The sequence below is a fragment of the Candidatus Rhodobacter oscarellae genome, from assembly GCF_001078595.1.
In the GTDB taxonomy this organism is placed as follows: domain Bacteria; phylum Pseudomonadota; class Alphaproteobacteria; order Rhodobacterales; family Rhodobacteraceae; genus Rhodobacter_B; species Rhodobacter_B oscarellae.
Window position 1 is genome coordinate 157,098 of sequence record NZ_LFTY01000001.1, and the last position, 25,044, is coordinate 182,141.

27 protein-coding genes and 1 tRNA gene are annotated in these 25,044 nt (G+C 63.2%); 11 read left to right on the plus strand and 17 right to left on the minus strand.

All coding sequences use genetic code 11. The annotated features are described in order from the left end of the window. The first annotated feature begins 2 nt into the window (after positions 1 to 2). A complete protein-coding gene (locus AIOL_RS00670; protein WP_049641118.1) occupies positions 3 to 683 on the plus strand; it encodes a GltB/FmdC/FwdC-like GXGXG domain-containing protein in 681 nt (226 codons plus the stop codon). A 1-nt stretch (position 684) separates the two neighbouring features. Then, positions 685 to 2,004 carry an FMN-binding glutamate synthase family protein gene (locus AIOL_RS00675; protein WP_049641119.1) on the plus strand — a complete coding sequence of 440 codons (1,320 nt, stop codon included), beginning with the start codon at positions 685 to 687 and terminating at the stop codon, positions 2,002 to 2,004. Positions 2,005 to 2,076: 72 nt separating this feature from the next. Here the strand turns inward: AIOL_RS00675 and AIOL_RS00680 are convergent, their stop codons facing one another. The 5 genes from AIOL_RS00680 to AIOL_RS00700 all read right to left on the minus strand — a co-directional run bounded on the left by AIOL_RS00680 (position 2,077) and on the right by AIOL_RS00700 (position 6,568). Beyond that, a complete protein-coding gene (locus tag AIOL_RS00680) occupies positions 2,077 to 2,388 on the minus strand; it encodes a Dabb family protein (protein ID WP_049641120.1) in 312 nt (103 codons plus the stop codon). A 237-nt stretch (positions 2,389 to 2,625) separates the two neighbouring features. Further along, on the minus strand, positions 2,626 to 3,558 hold the full coding sequence (locus AIOL_RS00685) for a metal ABC transporter permease (protein ID WP_049641121.1): 933 nt from the start codon (positions 3,556 to 3,558) through the stop codon (positions 2,626 to 2,628). Next, positions 3,558 to 4,772, minus strand: coding sequence for a metal ABC transporter permease (locus AIOL_RS00690; protein ID WP_049641122.1), 1,215 nt, complete (start codon positions 4,770 to 4,772; stop codon positions 3,558 to 3,560). Before AIOL_RS00690 ends, AIOL_RS00685 begins: the two co-directional genes overlap by 1 nt. Beyond that, positions 4,773 to 5,576 carry a metal ABC transporter ATP-binding protein gene (locus tag AIOL_RS00695; RefSeq protein WP_049641123.1) on the minus strand — a complete coding sequence of 268 codons (804 nt, stop codon included), beginning with the start codon at positions 5,574 to 5,576 and terminating at the stop codon, positions 4,773 to 4,775. 35 nt (positions 5,577 to 5,611) lie between these two features. Then, complete coding sequence (locus AIOL_RS00700) at positions 5,612 to 6,568, minus strand: metal ABC transporter solute-binding protein, Zn/Mn family (RefSeq protein WP_049641124.1); 957 nt, start codon at positions 6,566 to 6,568, stop codon at positions 5,612 to 5,614. Positions 6,569 to 6,711: 143 nt separating this feature from the next. Here AIOL_RS00700 and AIOL_RS00705 point away from each other — a divergent pair, with 143 nt between their 5' ends. Both AIOL_RS00705 and AIOL_RS00710 read left to right on the plus strand, forming a co-directional pair. After that, positions 6,712 to 7,134 (plus strand): Fur family transcriptional regulator, encoded by a 423-nt coding sequence (locus tag AIOL_RS00705; protein ID WP_049641125.1) that lies wholly within the window; start codon positions 6,712 to 6,714, stop codon positions 7,132 to 7,134. Position 7,135: 1 nt separating this feature from the next. After that, the gene (locus AIOL_RS00710; protein ID WP_049641126.1) at positions 7,136 to 7,558 is read left to right on the plus strand and encodes a Fur family transcriptional regulator; all 423 of its coding nucleotides are present in this window, start codon (positions 7,136 to 7,138) and stop codon (positions 7,556 to 7,558) included. Between the two features lie 248 nt (positions 7,559 to 7,806). Here AIOL_RS00710 and AIOL_RS00715 read toward each other — a convergent pair. From AIOL_RS00715 to lgt, 4 genes are all read right to left on the minus strand, one after another. Then, positions 7,807 to 7,883, minus strand: a tRNA-Met gene (locus AIOL_RS00715). Positions 7,884 to 8,176: 293 nt separating this feature from the next. Beyond that, the gene (gene pgeF, locus AIOL_RS00720) at positions 8,177 to 8,935 is read right to left on the minus strand and encodes a peptidoglycan editing factor PgeF (RefSeq protein ID WP_049641127.1); all 759 of its coding nucleotides are present in this window, start codon (positions 8,933 to 8,935) and stop codon (positions 8,177 to 8,179) included. Further along, positions 8,932 to 9,996, minus strand: a complete 1,065-nt coding sequence (locus tag AIOL_RS00725) for a class I SAM-dependent methyltransferase (protein ID WP_049641128.1) — start codon at positions 9,994 to 9,996, stop codon at positions 8,932 to 8,934. Before AIOL_RS00725 ends, pgeF begins: the two co-directional genes overlap by 4 nt. After that, on the minus strand, positions 9,993 to 10,865 hold the full coding sequence (gene lgt / locus AIOL_RS00730) for a prolipoprotein diacylglyceryl transferase (RefSeq protein ID WP_049641893.1): 873 nt from the start codon (positions 10,863 to 10,865) through the stop codon (positions 9,993 to 9,995). The genes AIOL_RS00725 and lgt overlap by 4 nt, the downstream gene beginning before the upstream one ends. Positions 10,866 to 10,961: 96 nt before the next feature. On the opposite strand from lgt, the gene AIOL_RS00735 reads away from it, so the two are divergent. After that, positions 10,962 to 11,237 carry an accessory factor UbiK family protein gene (locus AIOL_RS00735; protein ID WP_049641894.1) on the plus strand — a complete coding sequence of 92 codons (276 nt, stop codon included), beginning with the start codon at positions 10,962 to 10,964 and terminating at the stop codon, positions 11,235 to 11,237. A gap of 250 nt (positions 11,238 to 11,487) precedes the next feature. On the opposite strand, the gene AIOL_RS00740 is transcribed toward AIOL_RS00735, so the two are convergent. Genes AIOL_RS00740 through AIOL_RS00750 form a run of 3 tightly spaced genes read right to left on the minus strand, consistent with a single transcriptional unit; the run spans position 11,488 to position 15,055 of the window. Next, positions 11,488 to 13,173 carry a dipeptide ABC transporter ATP-binding protein gene (locus AIOL_RS00740; protein WP_049641129.1) on the minus strand — a complete coding sequence of 562 codons (1,686 nt, stop codon included), beginning with the start codon at positions 13,171 to 13,173 and terminating at the stop codon, positions 11,488 to 11,490. Beyond that, complete coding sequence (locus tag AIOL_RS00745; RefSeq protein WP_049641130.1) at positions 13,173 to 14,087, minus strand: ABC transporter permease; 915 nt, start codon at positions 14,085 to 14,087, stop codon at positions 13,173 to 13,175. Before AIOL_RS00745 ends, AIOL_RS00740 begins: the two co-directional genes overlap by 1 nt. Further along, positions 14,084 to 15,055 carry an ABC transporter permease gene (locus AIOL_RS00750; RefSeq protein WP_049641895.1) on the minus strand — a complete coding sequence of 324 codons (972 nt, stop codon included), beginning with the start codon at positions 15,053 to 15,055 and terminating at the stop codon, positions 14,084 to 14,086. Before AIOL_RS00750 ends, AIOL_RS00745 begins: the two co-directional genes overlap by 4 nt. Before the next feature lie 194 nt (positions 15,056 to 15,249). On the opposite strand from AIOL_RS00750, the gene AIOL_RS00755 reads away from it, so the two are divergent. Both AIOL_RS00755 and AIOL_RS00760 read left to right on the plus strand, forming a co-directional pair. After that, positions 15,250 to 16,536, plus strand: a complete 1,287-nt coding sequence (locus AIOL_RS00755; protein ID WP_049641131.1) for an alpha/beta hydrolase family protein — start codon at positions 15,250 to 15,252, stop codon at positions 16,534 to 16,536. 85 nt (positions 16,537 to 16,621) lie between these two features. Further along, a complete protein-coding gene (locus tag AIOL_RS00760; RefSeq protein WP_049641132.1) occupies positions 16,622 to 17,581 on the plus strand; it encodes an acetyl-CoA carboxylase carboxyltransferase subunit alpha in 960 nt (319 codons plus the stop codon). Positions 17,582 to 18,013: 432 nt separating this feature from the next. Here AIOL_RS00760 and AIOL_RS00765 read toward each other — a convergent pair whose 3' ends face one another. From AIOL_RS00765 to AIOL_RS00780, 4 genes are read right to left on the minus strand one after another with little or no spacing between them, the layout of a single operon-like run. Further along, positions 18,014 to 18,622, minus strand: a complete 609-nt coding sequence (locus AIOL_RS00765; protein ID WP_049641133.1) for a pyridoxamine 5'-phosphate oxidase family protein — start codon at positions 18,620 to 18,622, stop codon at positions 18,014 to 18,016. After that, a complete protein-coding gene (locus AIOL_RS00770; protein ID WP_049641134.1) occupies positions 18,600 to 19,346 on the minus strand; it encodes a lysophospholipid acyltransferase family protein in 747 nt (248 codons plus the stop codon). The genes AIOL_RS00765 and AIOL_RS00770 overlap by 23 nt, the downstream gene beginning before the upstream one ends. Next, positions 19,346 to 20,248, minus strand: coding sequence for a cell division protein FtsX (locus tag AIOL_RS00775; protein WP_049641135.1), 903 nt, complete (start codon positions 20,246 to 20,248; stop codon positions 19,346 to 19,348). Before AIOL_RS00775 ends, AIOL_RS00770 begins: the two co-directional genes overlap by 1 nt. After that, positions 20,245 to 20,922, minus strand: coding sequence for a cell division ATP-binding protein FtsE (locus tag AIOL_RS00780; RefSeq protein WP_049641136.1), 678 nt, complete (start codon positions 20,920 to 20,922; stop codon positions 20,245 to 20,247). Before AIOL_RS00780 ends, AIOL_RS00775 begins: the two co-directional genes overlap by 4 nt. A gap of 166 nt (positions 20,923 to 21,088) precedes the next feature. On the opposite strand from AIOL_RS00780, the gene AIOL_RS00785 reads away from it, so the two are divergent. Next, the gene (locus tag AIOL_RS00785) at positions 21,089 to 21,886 is read left to right on the plus strand and encodes a zinc-ribbon domain-containing protein (protein ID WP_082152352.1); all 798 of its coding nucleotides are present in this window, start codon (positions 21,089 to 21,091) and stop codon (positions 21,884 to 21,886) included. A gap of 43 nt (positions 21,887 to 21,929) precedes the next feature. Here the strand turns inward: AIOL_RS00785 and AIOL_RS00790 are convergent, their stop codons facing one another. Further along, entirely contained in the window at positions 21,930 to 22,349 is a 420-nt protein-coding gene (locus AIOL_RS00790) for an extensin-like domain-containing protein (protein ID WP_053101129.1), read from the minus strand. A gap of 117 nt (positions 22,350 to 22,466) precedes the next feature. Between AIOL_RS00790 and AIOL_RS00795 the strand changes: the two genes are divergently transcribed. From AIOL_RS00795 to AIOL_RS25355, 3 genes are all read left to right on the plus strand, one after another. After that, positions 22,467 to 23,573: a site-specific integrase gene (locus AIOL_RS00795; protein ID WP_160314374.1), complete on the plus strand. Its 1,107-nt coding sequence runs from the start codon at positions 22,467 to 22,469 to the stop codon at positions 23,571 to 23,573. Between the two features lie 149 nt (positions 23,574 to 23,722). Beyond that, a complete protein-coding gene (locus AIOL_RS00800) occupies positions 23,723 to 24,676 on the plus strand; it encodes a tyrosine-type recombinase/integrase (protein ID WP_326973073.1) in 954 nt (317 codons plus the stop codon). A 190-nt stretch (positions 24,677 to 24,866) separates the two neighbouring features. Beyond that, a complete protein-coding gene (locus tag AIOL_RS25355) occupies positions 24,867 to 25,004 on the plus strand; it encodes a hypothetical protein (RefSeq protein ID WP_160314375.1) in 138 nt (45 codons plus the stop codon). The last annotated feature ends 40 nt before the right edge of the window (positions 25,005 to 25,044 follow it).

Here is a 25,044-nt window from a genome sequence, read left to right on the forward strand (position 1 = left end):
ACATGCAGGAGCTTGACCTGGCTCAAATGGAGCTACGCGCGATGAACGCCGCGCTGCAATCCCAGGAAACAGGATCGAACCTGCGGTTCGAGATTCTCAACCCGCGTGGTGCCCATGCGGTGGCCGTTGGCCTGGACGCGCCCATCGAGGTCACCGTGCGGGGCTCCACCGGGTACTACTCCGCCGGGATGAACCAACAGGCGACCGTAAGGGTGGACGGGTCCGCAGGGCCCGGCGTGGCCGAGAACATGATGTCCGGCAAGGTGGTGATCGAGGGCGACGCGTCGCAATACGCCGGTGCGACGGCCCATGGCGGGCTTTTGGTGATCAAGGGCAACGCCTCTAGCCGCTGCGGGATCTCGATGAAGGGCATCGACATCGTGGTGCATGGCAATATCGGGCACATGTCGGCCTTCATGGCGCAGGCGGGCAACCTGGTGGTGCTGGGCGACGCGGGTGATGCGCTGGGAGACAGCCTCTATGAGGCGCAGATCTTTGTGCGCGGCGCGGTAAAATCCCTGGGCGCGGATTGCGTCGAGAAGGAGATGCGGCCCGAGCATCTTGAGACCCTGGCGCGCCTTCTGGCGGAGGCGGAGGCCGACGCCAAACCCGAGGAGTTCCGCCGCTATGGCTCGGCCCGGCAGCTCTATAACTTCGATATCGACAACGCAGGGGCCTACTGAGATGGACGACACACCACGCACCCACCCGGTGAAGCCCTGGACCTTCGACGACTACACCAACAGCTATATCCGCCGCGCCGCGGCCACCGGCATCTATGACATCAGGGGCGGCGGCGCCAAGCGTCGCGTGCCTCACTTTGATGACCTGCTGTTCCTTGGCGCCTCCATGAGCCGCTACCCGCTGGAGGGCTACCGCGAGAAATGCGAGACCTCGGTCACGCTGGGCGACCGCTTCGCGGCGAACCCTATCGAACTGGACATCCCAATCACCATCGCGGGCATGAGCTTTGGCGCGCTGTCCGGCCAAGCCAAGGAGGCGCTGGGGCGCGGCGCCAACGCCGCGGGCACCTCGACCACCACCGGCGACGGCGGCATGACGCCGGAGGAGCGCGGGCATTCCAACAAGCTGGTCTACCAGTACCTGCCCAGCCGCTACGGCATGAACCCCGACGACCTGCGCAAGGCGGACGCCATCGAGATCGTGGTGGGCCAGGGCGCCAAGCCCGGCGGCGGGGGAATGCTATTGGGCCAGAAGATATCAGACCGCGTGGCCGAGATGCGCACCCTGCCCAAGGGGATCGACCAGCGCTCGGCCTGCCGGCACCCGGATTGGACCGGGCCGGACGACCTGGAGATCAAGATCCTGGAGCTGCGCGAGATCACCCAGTGGAAGGTGCCGATCTATATCAAGGTCGGCGGCGCGCGGCCCTATTATGACGTGACCCTGTCGGTGAAGGCGGGCGCGGATGTGGTGGTGCTGGACGGGATGCAGGGCGGCACCGCGGCCACGCAGGACGTGTTCATCGAGCATGTGGGCCAGCCCACGCTGGCCTGTATCCGGCCCGCAGTGAAAGCGCTGCAGGATCTGGACATGCATCGCAAGGTGCAGCTTGTGGTCTCGGGCGGGATCCGCACCGGCGCAGATGTGGCCAAGGCGCTGGCGCTTGGCGCGGATGCGGTCTCAATCGGCACCTCGGCGCTGATCGCTCTGGGCGACAACGACCCCGCGCTGGAGGCCGAGTACCAGGCGCTGGGCACCACCGCAGGCGCCTATGACGACTGGCACGAGGGGCGCGACCCGGCGGGCATCACAACGCAGGACCCCGAATTGGCGGCACGGCTGGACCCGGTCGCGGCGGGGCGGCGGTTGGCGAATTACCTCAAGGTGATGACGCTGGAGGCGCAGACCATCGCGCGCGCCTGCGGCAAGTCGCACGTGCTGAACTTAGAGCCAGAGGATCTCTGCGCGCTGACCATCGAGGCCGCGGCCATGGCGGGCGTGCCCCTTGCCGGAACGGAGTGGGTGCCCGGGCGCATGTAGCCCTGTGCCCCTTTGGTTCTGCGCAGCTGGGATTTCGGCCTTGATCGCTCGAGGCTGTTGGCGCTCCGCTGTTTAGACCTCAAAGTCCAATACAAGCACACCTTCCGGCCCGCCCTCAGTTGCTGAGACGATGCGCGCACCGACCGCCTGATGCTGTGGGTGTACCAGATAGGCGTCGCGCACCTTAGCGTCGCGGAAGTCGAACCAGAACAGATCCCGAAAGCCGTGCACCACGGGGTCCTCGGGGCTGACATTCTCGCGCATCTGAAAGTCCAGGATGCCGTCGATCAGGGGCGTCAACGCCGCAAGATCCGCGAAGATCGAACGCTTGGTGCTTTCGGTCGTGTCGGGATTGAACTTTAGCGCCACGATATGTCTGATCATACGGTCTCTCCGATCACGGTTGGGGCGTTGGGCCGCTGCGCGACCTGGCAGGGCCAGCATGCACGATGAGCGGGTTTAGTGCACCCCGGCTAAGGCATGCTTGCATTCGCCTTGGTGGAAAAGCCCCTTCGCCGTCGCGCGCATGGCCGCACGCGTGCACGACCGGACCGAAAGCGGGGCAGCTTCACGTAGCTGTCCGCCAAAAAACCTGGGGGCTCCAACCGGGAAGCAGGCGTGCTAGCCGAGGGGTTCCTTTCCAACACCGATCCGCATTCGATGCGGGCCGAAGAGGCAGGCGAGACCAAGGATGATGCCGGAAGCGGTGGCGATCATACCCGCGGCGCTGACGGCGTTCGTCGCGCCCAACCAAAGCGGGCCGTAGCCTGCAAAGACATAGCCCAAGATGGCGGAGAGCGTCGCAAAGGCCACCGACCACCAGATCTGATGCTCCAAAGAGTTCGTCATCAGGCGGGCCGCGGCCGGTGGGCAGATGAACATCGCGATCACGATGATCGAGCCGACGGCGTCAAAGGCCGCCACTGCCGCCACTGCGGCGGTGACCACAAGCCCAAAGCCGAGCGCGGATACCGGGATGCCGAGCACCTGTGCAAACCCTTCGTCGAAGGTCGCTATCTTGAGCCAGCGCCAGAAAACCAAGGTCAGAACAACAACGATGGCGCAGACGATGGCGATCCGGGGCAATTCGTGCGGCAGCGTTGCAAGCGCCGCCGGATCGAGCAGGGAGTGCCAGCCCTCGGCCCGGAACCAGATGAGCGACTCTAGATTGCCCATGAGCGCGTGCTCTACGTCGATATGCACCTTGCTGGTGTCGGTTTGCTCTAGGATCAGCACCCCGCCCGCGAACATTGACGTGAATACGACCCCCATGGCGGCGCCCGGCTCGATCCGGCCCAGACGCTTGACCGCTTCGATCAGGATCACGGCGACCACGGCGGCGCCCGCCGCCCCTATCAGCATCGGGATCGCCGAGATGGTGCCGGTTATGATGAAGGCCACGACGATGCCCGGCAAAACGACATGGCTGATCGCATCGCCGATCAGAGCCTGGCGGCGCAGGATCAGGAAGTTCCCCGGCAAGGCACAGGCGATCGCCGCGAGCACCCCGATAAGGAGCGGCGTTAGCGAGAACTGGACAAAATCTGCACCCATTATGCGCCCCCCACGGCAGCCGGCGGACCGAGCCTGCGGTCAAAATCTGCAATTTCATCCGCGGTGAAGACATCCTCGATGGGAGTCAGCCCGTCATATCGCCCCGTAAGACCAACATCCTGATGCACTTCGCGCGCGACATCCCAACGGCGCTCGTCTCGCGCGATCTTGGCGGCCTGCGCGCGCCCGGTCTGAGTTGGCACGCCGTCGGCGCGCACCAGGCCGTCGCGGCGCAGCAGGCGCAACGTGTAGGCCTCGCGGATCGGATGCTGCGCGGCCAGCGACAACAACCCCTGGCGCCGGTGCACACGCGCCTGGAACCTTCGGTGGCGGATCACGGCGGCCAGCACGCCGCGCACAGGCGCAAAGAGAAGCGACAACACAAAGATGCCCGCCGCGACCAACACGATGATCGGCCCGGTCGGCAGCGCGGGTGCCGAGGCCGAGAAGGCCGCGCCAAGGTAACCCGATGCGCCACCAACCGCGCCCGCGATCCAGATCACGCGGTTCGACCTCTCAGTCCAAAAGCGCGCCGTGACGGCGGGGATAATCAGCATGGCAACGATCAGGATCAGCCCAACAAGCTTGAGCCCGATGACGGTGACGGCCATGACCAGCCCCATCATCAAAAGGTCGATACGGCGCACGTCATAACCCATGGCCGCGGCATACTCGCTGTCAAAGGCCACCAGCGTCATTGGGCGGCGCATGAGCCATGTGGCGAGGACCGCAAGCGAGCCGCCCACGGCAATCACAACGGCATCCTGAAACAACATGCCCGCGGTGGAGCCGAGCAGGAAACCCTCCAACCCCGCCTGCCGTCCGGCGCTCATGGATTGGATGATCGTCAAGAGCACGATGCCGACACCAAAGAACACGCCCAGGACAGCGCCGATGGCGGCATCCTCGGCAAGGCGCGTGCGGCGTGTGATCCATTCGATCAACAAAAGCCCGATCCAGGCCGTGACGGCGGAGCCGAGCAGCAAGCCGATGAGGCTTCGCCCTTCGCCGCCCAGACTGACCATCAGGATGAAGGCGATCCCCACCCCGGGCAGCGTCGCATGGGCCACCGCATCGGAGACAAGCGCGCGCTTTCTAAGAAAAAGGAAGGCGCCCGACGACCCGGCCGCAAATCCCAGGAGCGCGGCGCCAACGGCCACCAGCGTCGCGTTGTATCCCGCCTGCAAAAGTAAGGCATTCAGGAAAGGCTGCACTCAAACGCCCCTCGCCAAGGACAGCTCGTCCAGATGCGTGGCCGCGAGGCGCCCGCCATAGGTGGCCTGAAGGTTCTCGGTCGTAAAGGCCGTCTCGACAGGCCCTTCCGCGATCCGGCGCACGTTGATCAGGAAGACGTGGTCAAAATATTCGCGCACGGTCGAGAGGTCGTGGTGCACGGACACCAAAGCCTTGCCGCCGGCCTTCAAGAGCTCCAGCACATCGATGATCGCGCGTTCGGTCGCGGCGTCGACACCCGCGAAGGGCTCGTCCAGAAGATAGAGGTCAGCGTCTTGTGCCAGGGCGCGGGCCAGGAATACCCGTTGCTGCTGCCCGCCAGAGAGCTGCCCGATCTGCCTGTCCGCGAAATCGGCCATGCCAACGCGATCCAAGCACTCCAAAGCCCATGCCTTCATCTGGCCGGACAGCCGCCTGAGCAGGCCGATTTTGCGATAGAGACCCATCTGCACGACATCAACCACGGTCGTCGGAAAGTCCCAATCCACGCTCGCGCGCTGCGGCACATAGGCGATGCGATCACGGGCTTGTTCAATGGGCTGGCCGAAGACGTGGACCTCGCCGGATAGGCGCGGGATCACGCCGAGCGACGCCTTTAGGAGGGTCGATTTGCCTGCGCCATTCGGCCCGATGATGGCCGACATCGCTTTGGCGGGAAAGCTTGCATCGACGGAGAACACCGCCGGCTTCTCGCCGTAGGATACGGTGACGCCCCTGACAGTGAGGGGCGCGTCCGAAACAGAAGCGACGGCCGGGTACGTGACCCGACCGTCTTGCGCAGCCATTACGGGCTGCTGGATACGTGTTGTGGACGGATCCATCAGTTCAGGAGGCCCAGCATTCCGTCTTCCGGCGATTGACCACCCAGTGCTGCCGAGATGGTGGTCGCATTGTGGTCGATCATGCCGACATAGGTGCCCTCGTAGGTGCCGGGCTCGCCCATTGCGTCGGAGAAGAGCTCGCCACCGATGACGACCTCGTGGCCTTCGGCCGCCGCACCCTCGATCAGCGCCTGGATGTTGCGATCCGATACCGACGTTTCAACGAATACGGCGCGGATGTCACGCGACACCAGCATGTCGACCAGCTCGCCGATGCGCTGGAGACCAGCCTCGGATTCCGTCGAGATGCCCTGGATGCCGACAACCTCAAAGCCAAAGGCGTTGCCGAAGTAGTTGAAAGCGTCATGCGCAGAGAGAACAACGCGGCTTTCGACCGGCACGGTGGACAGAACTTCGTTGGTGTAGCTCGCCAGATGGCGCAGTTGGTCCAGGTAGGCCTCCGCATTTGCGTTGAATGCATCCGCGCCTTCCGGGCTCGCATCAATCAGCGCATCGCGCACATTGACGACGACGCGCGACCAGAGGTTCGGGTTCATCCACAGATGCGGATCGAACCGGCCTTCGTAGTCTTCGGATCCGAGCAGCAGGTTCGCTGGGACCGCCTCGGCCACCGCAACGACGTTTCCGCCCTCGCTAAGACCGACCATGAAGTCTTCCATCTGCGCTTCAAGGTAGAGACCGTTCCACACAACCAGATCAGCATTGGCCAGTGCCACGATGTCGGTTCGGGTCTGGCGGTACGCGTGCGGATCGACGCCTGCGCCCATCAGGGCCTGAACCTCAACGAGGTCGCCACCGATATTCGTGACCGCGTCCGCAATCATACCAGTGGTGGCCACAACGTTTAGCCGCTCCTGCGCGACGGCCCAGCTGGCCGGAAGCGCCATGCTGATCGCCGCGGCGGCAGCCAGGAAGGCCCTTTTGTTGATGATCATAGATAGCTCCTTGTTCGAATCGGCCCGACTGCCGAGCGCGCTCTTTAACGGATTGGTAATGCGAAGCGTTCGCAACGTCAATGAAATTGCGAAGCGTTCTCAAGTTTGTTGCTCAGACTCATTGAATGAGTTAATCACAGGCCATGTCAGAGAAATTCCATAGCGATCGGGGTGATACACTTCTGAGGGTCGCGCGCCTGCAAGTTACGAAGCCGCGGCTGGCAATCGCCCGCGTTCTGGTCGAAGCCGAGGACCACCCGGACGCCGAGCAAGTGTTGGCCCGCGCCCGCAAAAACGATCCAAGAGTTAGCCGGGCAACTGTGTACCGGACCCTCGCTGCCTTGGCCAAGAATGACCTGCTACTTACCCACACCTTCGACGGGAACGCCACGCGCTACGAACTGGCCGGGCGACCGCATCACGATCATATTATCGATGTCGAGACAGGCGAAGTGCGCGAGTTCGTGTCGCACGAGATCGAGCGCCTTCAAGCGCGTGTCGCAGAAGATCATGGCTACAAGATCGTAGCACATCGCCTGGAATTGTACTGCCGGAAGGCGCTGTAGCATGGCGCGGAAACCTTCTAAATCTTACAAGCAATTGCTTGCCGCGAATGGGTTGCGCCCAACACGTCAACGCCTGGCACTTGCAAAGCTCCTGTTTGAGGGGGGCGGACGTCATGTCGAGGCCCAAAAGCTGCATGCTGAAGCTGCGCAGGCTGGTTTCGAAATATCTCTCGCCACCGTCTACAACGCGTTGCGTGAGTTCGACCGTGCTGGCCTAATCCACCGAATTGCCATCCCAAGCGAACGTGTGTGGTTCGATACCGACACCGGTTCGCACCGACACTATTACATTGAGGACGAGGACAGAGTTTTGGATGTGCCGGAGGCAATCGATATTGCAGCCCCAAAAGGCTATCGCATCGCGCGGATCGATACGATCGTTCACCTGATCGGAGCCGAGGACGACGAAACCGTCTTGGAATAGAGCGGTGCATGATACTTTGTAGGTTTCTGAGCCGATTTCGGACGTGCGCCCCTGAACCTCCCAAGATTTTTCCCTGGTTCGCCTGCGTCGTCTTGGCCTCAAGTTAGGCAAACGATCTTTAGGAAACCCCCGTGAGAGTCGTTGAGACCTGTAGCGAGCGATTGAAGGGCAGCGCCCCTAAACGTCCCTAAAATAAGAAAGCCGCCCGAAGGCGGCCTACTTATCACTTTGTTTCCGTTGCGGCTTTTTGGTTGCGGGGGCAGGATTTGAACCTGCGACCTTCAGGTTATGAGCCTGACGAGCTACCGGGCTGCTCCACCCCGCGCCAAGTCCCGATCAACGGAGACCTCCACTTAGCGGCGCGCCCGCCGGGGTTCAATGGGCAAATCCTCATTTTGTAAATTTTTTATGGCGCGGCGTTCGGTTGGTGTTTCTGGGCGCTCCGACGCCAAGGGGCCAACCACGCGCAAAGAGCGTGGCGAGGAGCTCCAGTAGGATTAGGAAATCACCCTGAGAGTTGCGATCAGGGGTCTCGCTTGGCGCGTCGGCGCGGCCGATGGCGGGATGGGCGCCATGATCCAATGCGACATGATGGACCTGCCGCGCGGTGGATCCAGCCTATAGCCGGATCGCGGCGATCAGCCTGCCGTAATCCGCCTCTTTATTGTGGACGGAACGGCGGTAAGAGTAGAACAACTTTGGATCGTCATATGTACAATGGCGCGTCCATTCGGCATGCCCGACACCGGCGGCGCGCAACCGAGACAGCCCAAAGCCCGGCAGGTCGAAATGGTAGCGATCGCCATTGCCGTTCACGAAGAAGCGCGCGTGCTCCTGGTCCGCGTCGAAGAAGCGCTCGAAGAACTCTGGACCGACCTCGTAGGACTTTTGGCTGATCGAGGGGCCGATCACGGCGGTGATCTTTTGGCGCTCTGCGCCCGCCGCCACCATCGCGTCCACGGTGGCCTCTAACACCCCCTCAAAGGCGCCCTTCCAGCCAGCATGCGCCGCACCCACAACCCCGTTCGCGGCGTCCGCAAACAGCACCGGCTGGCAGTCAGCGCTTAGCACGCCCAAGGCAATGCCCGGGGTCGCCGTGACAAGCCCGTCCGCCTTTTGTTCGCCCGAGGCGATTGGGGCGTCCAGCGTAAGCACCCGCGCAGAGTGGGTTTGATGCACGGTGACCAGCGCCTCTGGCGCTATATCCAGAGCCTCGGCCACACGGGCGCGGTTGACGGCTACCGCGCTTCTTTGATCGCTGGAGCCATACCCGCAGTTCAGCCCCTTGAACACGCCCGAGGACGCGCCACCGCGCCGCGTGAAAAAGCCATGCCGCAGCGTCGACAAACCATCGGCGGTAATGATCTCTAGTGTCATGGGTCCAGTCCCGGCAGTCGTGCTGCACCGTCTGGTGTTAGTCCGAGTGCTTTGAACAGGCTCCCCATTTCTTGCGGGTGCGTCAAGCGCCGATGAGCGGCAATATGCGCATCGAGCCTGTCGCCCTCCAACCGCTTGGCCAGGGCCTGCGCGCGCGCCGTTATGCCGAGCCGTTCCAGGAACACGCCTTGATTGGTCATTGCGCTAACCTGGACGCCCTTAGCGGCCATCGAAAGCGCCTCGAAGTCCACATGCGCGGTCAGGTCCGCTTGGCCGGGCTCGGCCAAGGGCGCCACCATTTCATGCGCCTTCAGCGCCTGGAAAGTGTCCCCGCGAGAGCACCAATCACCGTAGTCTAGCAGAATTGCTGCGCCGCCATGCTGACCGATTCGTTGCGCAATCTCTGCGATGATGGGCCGCGCGGGGGCGCAGGTCTCGACGATCTCGCCCGGCTGCGTATCGCTCAGCCGGTGCATCAGGTCGCCATAGGGCGTGTCCGGGCCAAGCACCATCGAAAGCTGCTGATCCTGCGCGGTCACCAGATGCTCGTGCCAGCCCACCGCGCCGCGGGTGAATTGCCGGATCGGCAGCGCGTCAAAGAACTCATTCGCCACCAGAAAAAGCGGCATATGCGGCAGTTCCTGTGCCGTGCCCAGCCAGGTCGCGTCCCGCTGCCCCAGCGCGTCCCGCTGGCGCGCACGCAGCACTGGCGACGCCTCGACAAGGTGGAGTTTCGCGGCCTCCCCCATCCCCGGCACCGTATGGATCGTCCGAAGGATGTCCGCCATAAGCGTGCCGCGCCCCGGACCAAGCTCGGCCAAGGCGAACGCCTGCGGGCTCCCCTGATCCACCCAGGCCTGAGCCAGGGCGAGCCCAAGCATCTCGCCGAACATCTGGCTGATCTCGGGCGCGGTGGTGAAATCCCCTGCCAGCCCGAACGGATCCTGGGTGGTGTAGTACCCATGCTCGGGGTGCAGCAGGCATTCGTTCATGTAGTCGGCGATGGTCAGCGGCCCGGTGGCCGCGATCCGGCGGATGAGCAGCTCGGCCAGCGGCGTCATGCGCGCCGCCGCGCCCAGACGAAGAGCGCCACACCGATTATGATCATCGGCAGCGACAGCAGTTGCCCCATGGTGATGCCCGCGGGGCCGATGGCGATGACATGCCCCCAGGGGTTCTCGGCCGTGATGAACTGCGCGTCCGCCTGGCGGAAGAACTCCACGATGAACCGCGCAACGCCATAGCCCGCAAAGAACAGCGCCGTCAGCAGCCAGGGGGTCTTGAACGCCCCGCGTCGGAAGGCGAGATACAGCAGCAGCGCGCCAAGGACGATCCCCTCAAGCGCCGCCTCATAAAGCTGGCTGGGATGCCGCGCGCAGAGCCCAGGCAGGATGCCCGCGCAGTCCTGCGCCGCCTGGCCGGGGAAGATCACCGCCCAGGGCGCATCGCTCGGGCGCCCCCAAAGCTCTGCATTGACGAAGTTAGAAACTCGGCCCAGCAAGAGAGCCGGCGCCGTGGCCAGGGCCAGAACGTCGGCCACGCTGCCGACGTGCAGCTTGTTGCGCCAGCTAAACAGCACAATCGCCACCCCAACCCCGATGAAACCACCGTGGAACGCCATGCCGCCCTGCCATACCGCCAGGATCTCGCCGGGGTTCTGCAGGTAATAGCCCGGCTGGTAGAACAGCACATAGCCGATGCGCCCACCCAGGATGACGCCAAGGATGATCCCGGTCAGCAAGTCCTCAACCTGCTTGGGCGTCATCACTGGATCGCCCGTCCAGATCGCGGGCCGCGTCACCGCCGCAACGGCGATCCGCCAGCCGATCAGGATGCCCACGATATAGGCCAGCGCGTACCAGCGCAGGGCGAAGCCGCCGATGGAAAAGATCTCGGGCGAGACGTCAGGGAAGGGGATCGCGGCTGGCAACATGGCGGCACTTGGGCCACGGGGCTGCGACGAAGTCAACCTTGCGCGGCGGACATGCGAGCCCCATATAGATCACAAGATGCCGAGGAGGTGCAGATGCAGACCCGGAACAAGATTTTTGATGACCTTGGGCAGTTGATGACCAATGCCATGGGGGTCGCCCAGGGCGCCAAGGACGAGGCCGAGACCGCCATGAAGGGGTTGATCGACCGCTGGCTTGCCGAGCGGGACTTTGTCACGCGCGAGGAGTTCGACGCCGTGCGCGCCATGGCGCAGAAAGCCCGCGAAGAGAACGAGGCCTTGAAGGCAAGGCTGGACGCATTGGAAGCCGCGGCGGCCAAGAAGCCCGCGCGCAAGACAAATACGTCCTGATCTCCGCTATCGGACCCGCGACCCCATGGCGCGCCATGGCCAGACGCGTCTGCTCCGCGCCGTCAATTTTCTTGCAAGAAAATTGCAAAACTCTTGAAAGAGTTTCTTTGGCGCCTGAATGAAGCGTCCCGCCAATTCGATGCCTTGAGGCCGTCCGGGCCCAACTTTCCTTGGAAGGAAAGTGCAAATCTCTTGCAAGAGATTTGCCTCCCAAACGTCAGCAACAGGCAACCAATAAGAGCCTGTCCCTTTAGACCGATGGCGCTGCCTTAAGCGCGTCCAGGCGCGGCATGAGCGACAACAACTCTTGGGTATAGGGTTGCTGGGGCTTGGCGAACAAAGCCTCGGTCTCCTGCAGCTCCACCAGCTGGCCGTTGCGCATCACCATCACTCGGTCGCACATTTGGCGCACCACAGGCAGGTCATGGCTGATGAACAGCATGGTCAGGTTCAGGTGCTCCTGCAAATCCTTCAGGATGTTCAGAATCTGCGCCTGAATGGATACATCCAGCGCCGAGGTCGGCTCGTCGCAGATCAAGAACCGCGGCTGCGTGGCCAGGGCGCGCGCAATCGAGATCCGTTGGCGCTGCCCGCCGGAGAACTCATGCGCGAATTTCAGCCCCGCCTCTTTGCCCAAACCCACGCGGTCCAATAGCTCGTCCACCCGGTCCTTCAGTGCCTGCCCGGCAAGGATGCCGTGGTGCTTGGCGGGCTCGGCGATGATCTGGTCCACCCGCATGCGCGGGTTCAGCGAGGAATAGGGATCCTGAAAGATCATCTGGATCTGCCGCCGGTAGTCGTCGCCCAGCGTATGCGTTTCCTGCCCATCGAACCGGATCGAGCCGCCGTCCGAGCGATAAAGCCCCGCGATCATCCGCGCGATGGTGGACTTGCCAGAGCCGCTCTCGCCCACGATCCCAAAGACCTCGCCCTGCATGACGTCAAAGCTCACCCGGTCCACTGCGGTCATGAACTGTCGCTGCGAGGGGATCAGGCTGCCCTTCTTCAGGAAGCGCTTGGTGAGCCCCTCGATCTGGTAGAGCGGTTTTGCGCGGTCCACCTGCGGCTTGTCCCAGTTGCGCGCCAGGTCCTCGATGGCAAACGCCGTCTCGCGCCCGCCGTAAGAGACCTGCGGGAAGCGGTGCATTTTCACCGTGGGCCGGGGCACCGCGGCGATCAGGCTTTGGGTGTATTCGTGCTTTGGATCGCCCATAACCTGCGCCGTGGGGCCGCTCTCGACCACCTCGCCCTGGTACATCACCGTCACGCGGTCGGTGGTGTCGGCGATCACGCCCATGTCGTGGGTGATCAGGATCACGCCCACCTGGCGCTCGCGGGCGAGTTCCTTGATCAGGTCGAGGATCTGCGCCTGGATCGAGACATCAAGCGCCGTGGTGGGTTCGTCAGCGATGATCACCTCGGGCTCGGAACAAAGCGCCAGCGCAATCACCACGCGTTGTCGCATGCCGCCAGAGAACTGATGCGGGTATTGGTCGATGCGCAGCTCAGGCTCGGGGATGCCCACGCGGGTCAGAAGGTCGATGGCGCGTTGGTTGGCCTCGGCGTCGGTGACATCGAGATGGGTCGAGATCGTCTCGGTCAGCTGCTCGCGTACGGTGAAGAGCGGGTTCAGCGAGGTCAGCGGGTCCTGGAATATCATCGAGATCCGCTGCCCGCGGAGCGCCTGCATGGCGGCGCGGTCGAGGCCCGAGATGGCGTCACCTTGCAGCGAGATCGTGCCGTCCGTGATCCTGCCGGGCCGTTCAAGAAGGCCCATGACGGCGGCGCCGATGGTGGACTTGCCCGCGCCGGATTCTCCGACCAGCCCGTGGATCTCGCCCGGCTCGACGTTAAGGTCGGCGTTGTCCACGGCCACGAAAGTCTGCCGCCGGGTCGGGAAGGCCACGGAAAGGGCCTGAATGTCTAGCAATGTCATTAGCGTAGCTTTGGATTGAGCGCGTCGCGCAGCCAATCCCCCAAGAGGTTCACCGATAGGGCCAGCGCCAGCAGCGTGCAGGCCGGGAAGAACAAGATCCACCACTCACCCGAGAACAGGAAGCCCTGCCCGATCCGGATCAGCGTGCCCAGCGAGGGCTGCGTCGGCGGGGCGCCCACGCCCAGGAAGCTCAGCGTCGCCTCGGCGATGATCGCCAGCGCCAGCGAGATCGTCGCGATCACCAGCACGGGGCTCATCACGTTGGGCAGGATATGCCGCAGCATGATCGCGAAGCCGCTGCGGCCAATGAGTTGCGCGGCTTGCACGTATTCCTTCTGCTTCTCCACCAGGGTCGCGCCGCGCACCACGCGGGCGAACTGCACCCAGTCGGACAAGCCAATCGCGATGATCAGCACCCAGATCGCCATCTCGTTGCGATACTCCACCGGGGTGAAGCCCTTGGCGATGCCAAAGATCAGCATGGCCACCAAGATCGCCGGGAAGGTCAGTTGCACGTCGGCCACGCGCATGATGATCGTCTCGGTCCAGCCGCCGCGATAACCCGCGACCAGGCCGGCGGTGATGCCGATGAGCATGCCCAGAGCCACCGCCGCGAAGCCCACGAATAGCGAGATCCGCATCCCGTAGAGGATTGTCGAGAACACGTCCCGGCCCTGATCGTCCGTGCCCAAGATGAAGGTCTCGCCTGTGAAGGCATTCGGCGCACCCGGCGCGGTGAACCCGTTCATTAGGTTCAGCGTGGCGGGGTTGAACGGGTCATGCGGTGCGATCAGCGGCGCGAATACCGCGCCCAGCAACAGGACCGCCACCACGATGAAAGAGCCCAACGCCACCGGCGAGTGCCGGAAGGACCACATTACATCGGACTGCCACCAAACTTGCATGCGGATCATGACGCTTCTCCCCGCAGTCTTGGGTCAATCGCGACGTAAAGAAGGTCGACCGCCAGGTTAATTCCCACGAACATCACCGAGATCAGCATCAGATAGGCTGCCATGACGGGGATATCCACGAACTGGATCGCGTTGATGAACAGCAAGCCAACACCGGGCCACTGGAACACCGTCTCTGTGATGATCGCAAACGCGATTATCGAACCAAGCTGGAGGCCCGTGACCGTGATCACTGGCACCAGCGTGTTCTTCAATGCGTGGCGGAAGTTCACGACGCGCTCGCTGAGGCCGCGCGCACGGGCGAACCGCACATAGTCCTGCCGCAGCACCTCTAGCATCTCGGCCCGCACCAGCCGCATGATCAGAGTCATCTGATAAAGTCCTAACGTGATTGCGGGCAAGATGATCGCCTTGAGCCCGCTTGCGGTCAAAAGCCCCGTGCTCCACCATCCAAGATGGGTCACCTCTCCGCGACCGAAACTTGGCAGAAGGTCCAACTCCACCGAGAATAGATAGATCAGCAAGATACCGATGAGGAAGGTGGGCAAACTGACCCCTATAAGAGAGACGGTCATGATCACATTCGACCCCCACCCGTCTCGTCGGATCGCGGTGTAGACGCCTAGGATGATGCCCACCATGATGGCCAAGAAGCCACTGACCATCGCCAATTCCAAAGTCGCAGGCAGCCGCTCCACGATGATCTCGCTGACCGGGCGGCCCTGGCGATAGCTGACGCCGAAATTGCCATCTATCGCGCCCTGCAGGAATTTCCAGTACTGCACCGGGAAAGGCTGATCGAGGCCCAGGACCGCGCGCAGCCGCTCGATATCGGCATCCGTGCGCTCCTGGCCGAGCATATTGTCGACCGGATCCCCCACGAAGCGGAACATAGAGAAGGCCACCAGCCCCACGACCAGTAGGACCAGGACGGACTGAAAGACGCGGCGGATGATGTAGTTAAGCAAGCGGCCCCCCATGAGCGATTGATCGTTAGTGGCGCGGGCACGCGGCAGCGTCAAGCGAAAGGGCGTCGAAGGCGCGCCGCTTGCTTGAAGGCCAGAAACGACTCGCCCCAACTGTATCACTGTGCTTAACACTTTCGCAGTTTGTAAATCATAGGAGGTGTCCCTTGCCCCGCACCCTGATAGTTTTTGCCCTTATGACCCTTACCATCCCCACCCTTGCCATGCCCGCCGCCGCCCAGAACCGCATCGATGGGCAGGCGCCCGACGCGCCAGAACTCGCCGCTTATGGCGACCATGCCATTGGCGTGCGGACCCAAACCTTCACCGATCCGGACCGCGTCAATGTGCTGGCGGTCTCCAACGATCAGCCCAAGCCCGACCCGATGCCGGTCTATGACCGCGACTTGACCGTCGAGATCTGGTATCCCGCAGCCGACGGCGCCGAAGGCACGCGGACCCTGACGGCAAACCTGCGCGACCCGGCCATCCAGGTAGAGCTGCAGGGGCAAGCAATGCGCGACGCCGATGTCGCCGAGGGCGGCCCCTGGCCCCTTGTGATCGTCAGCCATGGCTACCCCGGCAACCGCTATCTGATGTCTCACCTGGCCGAGAACATCGCGTCCAAGGGCTATGTCGTGGCGTCGATTGACCACCGCGACAGCACCTATGCCGACCAGGCTGCGTTCGGGTCCACGCTGGTGAACCGCTCGCTGGATCAGCTCTTTGTGCTGGACCAGATGGCGGGGCTGGCCGGGGCGTTCACGGGCAAGATCAACGCCAACACAAGCGCCATCGTTGGTTACTCCATGGGCGGTTATGGCGCGACGATCACAGCGGGCGGCGGGGTCACCGAGGAAGCGGTGGCCTTAGGCTGGGGCGCGCCGCATGGGCTGCTGGGGGTGCATCTCTCGGGCTCCGACAGCCACAACGCGCTGCCCGACCCGCGAATCAAAACGGCGGTGGCCTTTGCGCCCTGGGGGCGCGAGCGCGGGTTCTGGTCTGCCGAGACCTTGGCCGGGGTGCAGATTCCGATGCTTTATGTTGTGGGCTCGGTGGATGACGTCTCGGGCTATGAGGCGGGCGTGCGCCAGATGTGGCAGGAGAGCACCGGCGTGGACCGCGCCTTGCTGACCTATGACAATGCCAACCACAACGCGGGCGCGCCAATGCCCGCCCCCGCCGAGAGCTATGCCTTCAGCGAGGCGCTCGGCTTTGCGCCCTATGGGCACTACGCCGATGCGGTCTGGGATTCGGTGCGGATGAATAACATAGCGCAGCATTTCGTGACCGCCTGGCTGGACCTTTATCTGAAGGCGGACGAGAGCCGTGGCGCGTATCTGGACCTGATCCCGCATTCCAATGACGGCGTCTGGTCAACCGAGCAGGACGGCACGCCCAAAGCCGACCACACCCATTGGGCCGGGTTCCCGAACCGCTCGGCCAAGGGGTTGCGGTTCGAGTGGCTGCGCGCCGGTAAATAACGCCAACCGCAAGCCCCGGGTTGTTGCATCCACTGCCCGTCAGCGCCATATAGCGTGCGACGGGCAGTACGAGGGCGTTGGGCGCATGAACTATCTCGAATTCGAGAAACCTTTGGCGGAAATCGAGGGCAAGGCGGAAGAACTGCGCGCCATGGCCCGGGCCGACGAAGGAATGGACGTCACCGCAGAGGCCGCCGGGCTGGACCAAAAGGCCAAGGCCATGCTGGTGGACCTGTATAAGAAGCTAACGCCTTGGCAGAAATGCCAAGTCGCACGGCATCCGGATCGGCCCCATTGCAAGGACTATATCGAGGCGCTGTTTTCCGAGTATACGCCGCTCGCCGGTGACCGGAATTTCGCGGATGATCACGCCGTGATGGGCGGGCTCGCGCGCTTGGGCGACACGCCTGTGGTGGTGATCGGTCACGAGAAGGGGCACGACACCAAGACCAGGATCGAGCGCAACTTTGGCATGGCCCGTCCCGAAGGATACCGCAAGGCGATCCGGCTGATGGACCTCGCCGACCGCTTCAACCTGCCGGTCATAACCTTGGTGGACACGCCCGGCGCCTATCCCGGCAAAGGCGCCGAGGAGCGCGGGCAATCCGAGGCCATCGCCCGTGCGACCGAAAAATGTTTGCAGATCGGCGTGCCACTAATCTCTGCTGTGATTGGAGAGGGCGGCTCTGGCGGGGCGGTGGCATTCGCCACCGCGAACCGCGTCGTCATGCTGGAGCATTCGATTTATTCTGTGATCTCGCCCGAGGGATGCGCCTCGATCCTTTGGAAGGATGCCGAAAAGATGCGCGAAGCCGCCGAGGCCTTGCGTCTGACCGCGCAGGACTTGTCCAAGCTCGGCGTCATTGACCGCATCGTGTCAGAGCCGGTTGGCGGCGCGCAAAGGGACCGCGCGACGACCATCGCGTCGGTGGGTAAGACCCTGGAGACCTTGCTGGCGGACCTAAAAGCCAAGTCGCGCGACGACCTTGTCAAAGAGCGGCGCAGCAAGTTCTTGCAGATTGGCCAGACCGGTCTGGCCGCCTAAACCAGCCGGGTCAGTTGCATCGGCGAAACTCGGCAAGACGATGCGGAGCGCAAGTCAGCCCCTCGGCCGTCAAAGCACCCAGAAGCGAGGCATAAAGAGCCGCGTAATCGGCCTGGGTGCTGCGCCCAGGCATAAGCTGAACAGAAAACGTCGGGTCCGTTCGGCGCTCTATGCGGATTGCACCAGTTTCCGGATCAAAGCATATGGTCACCGGAAAGGAAACGGAATGATCGTCGGACGATTGGTCCATTCTGGTACCCCGCTTACTAATTCCTTGACGTATAGTTAACAGCAAGCGAGCACGTTAACACTTCGCTATTTATGGGGAGGTTTTTTTCTTCGCATGTGGACTAAATACACGCCACAATAGACGGAGCCCCCAAGCACATACGGATCTGTGGATAGTTCTGGGGAAAACCCTCAAGTCCTAAACTACCACATTGTTTTCTGCGCGCGTTCTGGCCAAGCCGCATCGTAACTTTCGCCGTCAAACTGGTCATTGGTCATCTCTCTAAGGATGTCGCCAACACTCGGCAGATCATCTTCAGCGCAACTACCGGCCCAAAGACCGGACCTTAACAACGCCCGCGCACATTGCGTGTAGATCTCGGATATCGAGATCACGATGACCGAGCGCGGCTGTGTGCCCTTCACCTCAAAGCGCTGGATCAGCGCGGCGTCGGTGCGCAGCTCGGCTGTGCCGTTCACCCGCACCACGTTGGTATTGCCGGGCACCATGAACATCAGCGAGACGCGCCCGTCGCGCACGATGTTGCGTAGCGTGTCCAGCCGGTTGTTGCCGTGCCAATCGGGCATCGCCAGCGTGCCCGGGTCAAGCTCGGTCACCACCGGGTCGATGTCCCCGCGCGGTGAACCGTCGGTCCCCTCCGGGCCCACGGTCGACACCACGCAGAACCGCGAGGCCATGATCCACTTGCGATAAAGCGGCGTCATCTGGCGTGCGACTTTCACCAGCGCGGCCTCGCCCGGCTGGGCCTGGTAGAGCGCCTCTAGCGCCTCAACCGTCTCGACTTTCGACATGGAACCCGGCCTCCGCCATCAGTTGATTGGACTTGGTTTCGACCACGTCCTCGAGCCGGGCCATGAAGTCATCATTCGACAGGCCTGGCGTGATGCGCGGCAGAAACTCCAGCACGGCGTGCCCCGGCTTTCGGTAGATCCCATGGCGCGGCCAGAAGACGCCCACATTCACCGCCACGGGCACACAGTCTTGGCCAAGCTGCTCATAAAGCACCGCCGTGCCCACCTTATAGGACCGCGCCGCGCCCGGCGCCACGCGCGTGCCCTGCGGATAGATGATCAGCTGCCCCGGCAGCGCCGCGCCCGAGGTCACGTCGCGCTTCATTTGCTCGATCGCCGCGCCGCGCTTGCCACGATCCACCGGCACGCAGCCGATGCGCATGGCGAACCAGCCAAGGATGGGCGCGTAGCGCAGCTGCTTCTTCATGATGAATTTCGGGCGCGGCAGCACGCTCACCAGCATGATGATGTCCAAAAAACTCTGGTGCTTGGAGGCGATCAGCACCTCGCCTTGGGGGACCTCGCCGCGGATCTCGGACGAAAGCCCGACCATCCAGCGCGCCGACCAGCGCACATAGCGGCAGTAGTTGCGCACCCCGTCATAGGCGTAGCGGCGATCAAAGACCGCCAGCGGCATGAACCAGAAGAAGGCCATAACCGCCATCGCCACATACATCTGCAATATGAAGACCACAGAGCGGATCCATTGGAACACATCGCGCATTACATCAGCTCCCGCAGGGCGTGGAACGCGGCCAGGCGCGTCGCCCAGAACGCAACCACAGCCGCCAAAAGCGGCACCGCCAGCGGCCAAAGCCAATGGCTGCCCTGGAAGCCCAGCCCGGTCAAAAAGCCGCCCTCGGCGCTCGCGCTGGGAAGCAAGACCACAGCCAGCACTCCCAGGATCGTGCCCGTCAGCGCGCCCAAGAATGCGCGCAGAGTGAAACGTCGCACAAAGGCCCGCGCTATATAGACATCGCGCGCGCCCACCAGGCGCAGCACCCGAATGACCTGCGCGTTTGCCGACAGGGCCGACTGCGCCGCCAGGGTTATCATCGCCGCCATGGCCGCCCCAATCAGGCCGATAGAGACCCATCCAAGCAGCCGCAATCGGTCCGCGGCTCGGATAAGCGGGCGGCGCCATCGGGTGTGATCATCAAGCACCGCACCGGGCACCTCGGCGCGCAGTCGCAACCGCAGCCCTTCGGAATCGTAGCCGTCTCCTGCCTCGATCACCTCGACCATGCGCGGGATCGGCAGCGAATCCAGCGGCAAGTCCGGACCGAACCAAGGCTCTAATAGGGCGCGCTGCTCGTCTTCGCCCAACACGCGCGTCTCGGACACGCCCGGCGTGGTCTCCAGAACGCGCAGGGTAGCTTGCACCTGCTGCTCGACCTGACCTGCCGGCGCCGAGATGCGTATGGTCGAGCTGCGCGCCAATTCCGACCCCCAGCGATCCGCCAATCGCCCAGTCGCGAAGGACAGCGCCAGAGCAAAGACCGCCAAGAACGCCATTGCGCTCGACGAAAAGAACGTCAGCCGAACGGTAAAGCCGGTGGGCGGCACCACTCGGTCCGCCTCTGGGTCGCCCCGAAGAATAAGCCAAAAGTCCCGCAGGCGGCTCACAGGTCGGCCCCCGCCAACTGGATATCCCCGTTGGCTATGCGCAGGACGCGCGCGGCGACCTCGGCCTTGGCCGCGCGGATCAAGTTAAGGTCATGGGTGGCGACCAGGACCGTCTTGCCCATCCGGTTCAGCTCGACAAGCAGCGTTAAGAGCCGCAACGACATCTCCCAATCGACGTTGCCCGTGGGTTCGTCCGCGATAATGATCTCTGGGTCCATGATGACCGCGCGGGCCAGGGCGGCGCGCTGGCGCTCGCCACCCGACAAGGACGGCGGCAAGGCGTCCATCTGCTTGGACATGCCCACCCAGCCCAGAAGGTCGGTGAGGTTTTGCATCTCGGTGCGGGCGTCCTTGCCGGACACGCCAAGCGGCAGGGCCACGTTCTCGGCCACCGAGAGGTGATCCAGGAACTGGCAGTCCTGGTGCACCACGCCGATCCTGCGGCGCAGGCGGGCGATGTCGTCTCGATCCATCCCGCGGGCGTCCTGCCCAAATACCGACACCTGACCGGACGAGGCCAGCAAGTCGCCATAGCAAAGCTTTAGGAATGTGGTCTTGCCCGCGCCGGACGGCCCGGTCAGAAAATGAAACGACCCGGACGCCAGCGTCATGCTGATCCCCGACAGCAAAGCGCCGCCGCCGTAGCTATACGCAACGTCCTGAAGCTCGATCACAGGTGCTCCTTTCGCCCGCTAGCCCTGCGACCGTTTTGCCCCAGCACGCAAGGTGATTCAATCACGGGTGTTGCAAATGGTTTGAAAACACAAACCTTGCTGATACAAGCGCCGAAAAGGATCGGGCTATGGGCATACAACGCGAGCCCGGCGAACAGGTGGCAGAATGCGGCTAATTTGCCCAAACTGTGGGGCACAATACGAGGTGGACGACGCGGTAATCCCCGAGCAGGGCCGCGACGTGCAGTGTTCGAACTGTGGTCACACATGGTATCAACAGCCTGCGCATATCGACGCAGAGACCGCCGAAGACTTGCAGGACCATGCGCCTGTCGAAGAAGAAGTGGCGCCTGAGGATATCGAAGAAGATGTGGCTCCTGAGAGCCGCGTGTTGGATCCAGAGGTCGCGGATATCCTGCGCGAAGAAGCTGCACGCGAAACCGCCGCGCGCGAAGTCGAGGCGGAGGGCATAGAGAGCCAGCCCGACCTCGGCATTGAGGATACCGCGCAAGTCGCGGCTGACCGCTCTGCCGCGGCGCGGGCCAGGATGGCGCGGCTCCGCGGGGCAGAAGACGCCGATACCGACATTGACGCCGCGGCCCTTGCAAGCGCGGTGGGCTCCAGGAAGGAACTGCTTCCGGATGTCGAAGAGATCGACAGTTCTCTGCGCGCACCTGAACCCAACGAGCCCGACGCAGAGACGATGGCCGACATCGCCGATGATGTAGGACAAGAGCCCAGACCCGGCGGCCGCAGCTTTGGCTTCCGATTGATTGTCATCCTGCTGCTTCTCGCGGCGCTCTTGTACCTGTTCGCGCCGCAGATCGTGCAGTATGTCCCCGCGCTAGAGCCCTACATGATCCAATATGTGGAGTTCGTGAACGGGCTGCGCGATCAGATAGACCCGTTGGTGCAGCAGGGCATTGATTGGGTGCGCGGCTTGATCGACGGCGGCGCAGAGTAGGCCCGCGCGGGTCGCAACGCGCCCCATTTTGAGCATTCTGGCGCTATCGGCAGTAGGACCCGCTGCGATGACTGGCCACGTCAAAGTGAAAATGGTCTTGGTGATATCGATCGGAATCCGGGCCAAGCACGGTGCCAAACGGCCCACAGGCGCCGCGATGCACCCGCCTCAGGATCTTGCTCTGGGAGCGGTCCCGCCAGCCTCTTAGCACGGTCAATGATTCGCCGTTCCTGAGGTTGATCGCCGCGATGTCGATCGCGTTGCCCTTGCCATGCTCGGATATCTTGCCGCCCGCGCGGTTGTTGCGCGTCCGGCAGGAGTAATGCGCCACAACTTTTAGCGAAGCAACCCCGCCACCGCGCTTGCCGACGGCTGGCTTTACGGATTTGGTCACCCACTCCCGCAGCGCCGCGGCGGTCGCGCAATTGACCTTCGCTGCCGTTGTCAGCTTCACACCATCCAACGCACCTACGGTGCTAATGCGCTGAAACAGCGCTTCTTTTTCCTCTCAAAGTCAAGGTTTCGGATGAAAACCCGTGCGTTTTCGTCCGGGGCCGCAACTGATCGGAGGAAGAGAATCATGTCCAGAACACGGCTCACTGACGCACGCGTGCGCGCCTTGCGCGCGAAGAAGACCACAAGGAATGTCCGGGACACCAGCCTCGCGGGCTTTGGTGTCAGGATCCTGCCGAGCGGCGGGAAGCGGTTTTTCATGCACACCCAGCACGAAGGCCAGCGCATTTGGAAGATCGTGGGCGACCCCGCCGACATGACGGTGGCCGAAGCCCGTGAGCAGGCACGGGGCCTGTTGGCCTCCCTGCGGTCGGGACGACCCGACGGGGAGACGCTGTTCGAGACCGTGGCGGGAGCGGCATTCCGCCGCCATGGCCGTCAGTGGAAGCCGAGCACGCTCTCGGTGAACCGGCACTATCTCGACAAGCATATCCTGCCCCGGTTTGCAGGACAGCGGATTGCCGACATCACAGCACAAGACGTGCGGGATTGGTTCGCCACGATGCACGCGACGCCGGTGTCGGCGGATCGATCGATGCCCGTTCTTTCTATCATCATGAAGGTAGCCGAGGCGGACGGCCTCCGCCCGGAGGGCACCAACCCGTGCGGGGGGATCAAGAGATACAGGCGGCAGAACCGGGACCGGTTTCTCTCTGAGGCCGAGATCGCCCGCTTGGGTAGAGCATTGCTCGATCCGTCTCCTGCCGTCGCGCTCATCCGGCTGCTGGCACTGACGGGCTGCCGGGCGAGCGAGCTCAGAACCCTGCGATGGACGGACTGTCGCGACGGTCACATCTTCCTGCGCGACAGCAAGACGGGTCCGCGCATGGTGTGGCTGTCAGGGGCTGCCCGCGCGGTGCTCGACGCTCTTCCGCGCATGTCGCCATGGGTCTTTCCCGCCGTCAGGCGCGACGGTTCTATGACAAGGGCGACGCTCAGACACGCGTGGGGCAAGGTCCGCAAGAAGGCTGGCTTGATGGATGTTCGCCTGCACGACCTGCGACATACCTATGCGAGCGTGGCCGTCACAAGCGGCGAAACCGTCCTCGCCGTGGGACGGCTTCTCGGGCACCGCGACCCGGAAACCACGCTCAAATACGCACACCACACGGAGGCCGACGCGGAGCGCGCCTCCGCCCTGATGGGCACCGTACTTGGCGCGGTTCGGACATGAGCGGCGTTCGGTTGACAGATGCGCGTGCAAGGCGGCTCAAGCCGTCTGCGCGGGAATACTCCGTTCAGGACAGGGCGGTGCCGTCCCTTGGCGTTCGGGTCTATCCGACGGGCACAAGGACATGGACTTGCGCCATCGGCGGACGGAAGGTGTCGCTTGGTCGCATCGACCTGATGTCGGTCGAGGATGCGCGCAGGGAATGTCTTCGGTTACAAGTTGACGGGGTTGCGCCGTGCAGGGACCTGCCCACTTACCGGACCTTCGCACTGGGTGTCTGGCATGAGTCAACAAGATGCAAACCGACCACCGTCAAGAGTCGAGACCATGTCCTGACGCGGCAATTGCTGCCCGCGTTCGGGGCGTTGCGGCTAGACCGGATTACGCGGAAGGCCATCGAGGACTGGTTTGACGCCTACAGCGCGTCTGCTCCCGGGGGTGCGAACTACGCGCTGCGGCTCCTGCGCCAGAGCCTGAACTTTGCAATAGAGCGCGGCCTCATCGGCTCCAACCCGGCGGGCTCGGTTCTTCCGAACCGGCGACCGAGGCTCACGCGGTTCCTGTCGCGGGACGAAATAGCGCGGCTGAACGCGGCGCTCGACCGGATTTCCGAAGGGGGCGGAAACGTACAGGCCGACATCATCCGCCTTCTTTTGCTCACAGGGTGTCGCAGAAACGAAATCGTCCGCCTGAAGCGATGTGAGGTCGATGGAAACCGTCTCAGACTTGAAAACAGCAAGACAGGACCGAGAATTGTATATCTCAGTCCCGAGGCCCGCGAGATCATTGAAAGGCGCATGACCGCGCCCCGGGAGTATCTGTTCCCGTCGCCGCGAACCCCGGAAAAGCCAGTCTCGGAAAATCTGACCCTCTGGTACAAGATTCGACGGGATATCGGCATTGAAGACGTGCGCCTGCACGACCTGAGACATTCCTACGCGAGCCAGTGCGTGATGGCGGGCGTTCCCCTGCCGGTGGTGTCCAAGCTGCTGGGCCACAGCCATTGTGCGATGACCCTTCGATACGCCCATGCCGCCGACAGGGATGTCGAGGCAGCGGCGGAGCGCGTCGGCGCACGGATTGCCAAGTTGTTGCAGTGTGAGTGATGTGACCGGGTGGACACCACAGTTCAGGAGAAAGCGGTCCGCTTTCCCACGAATGCGTCACTTTTGTATACTGCTCTGGTGCAACTTGGCATTTTCTGAAGTTGGACGCCTCTAAAAACCGTGCATTTTCTGGTGTGATCTGATGCACTTGAAGTGGTAGGCCGAGCGCGAGTGGATCGCTCCCTCCTACATGACCCGCGTCCTGCGCCTCACGCTGCTTGCGCCTGACATCGTCGAGGCGATCCCGGACGGGCCGGAGGTGACGCTGGCGCGCGTACTCGAGCCGGTTCCACCGGGATGGGAAACGCAGAGTTTCGATCTCTACTAGCTTCGTCGTGGTGCCAAGCGCTGCACCGCAGCTACGCGGG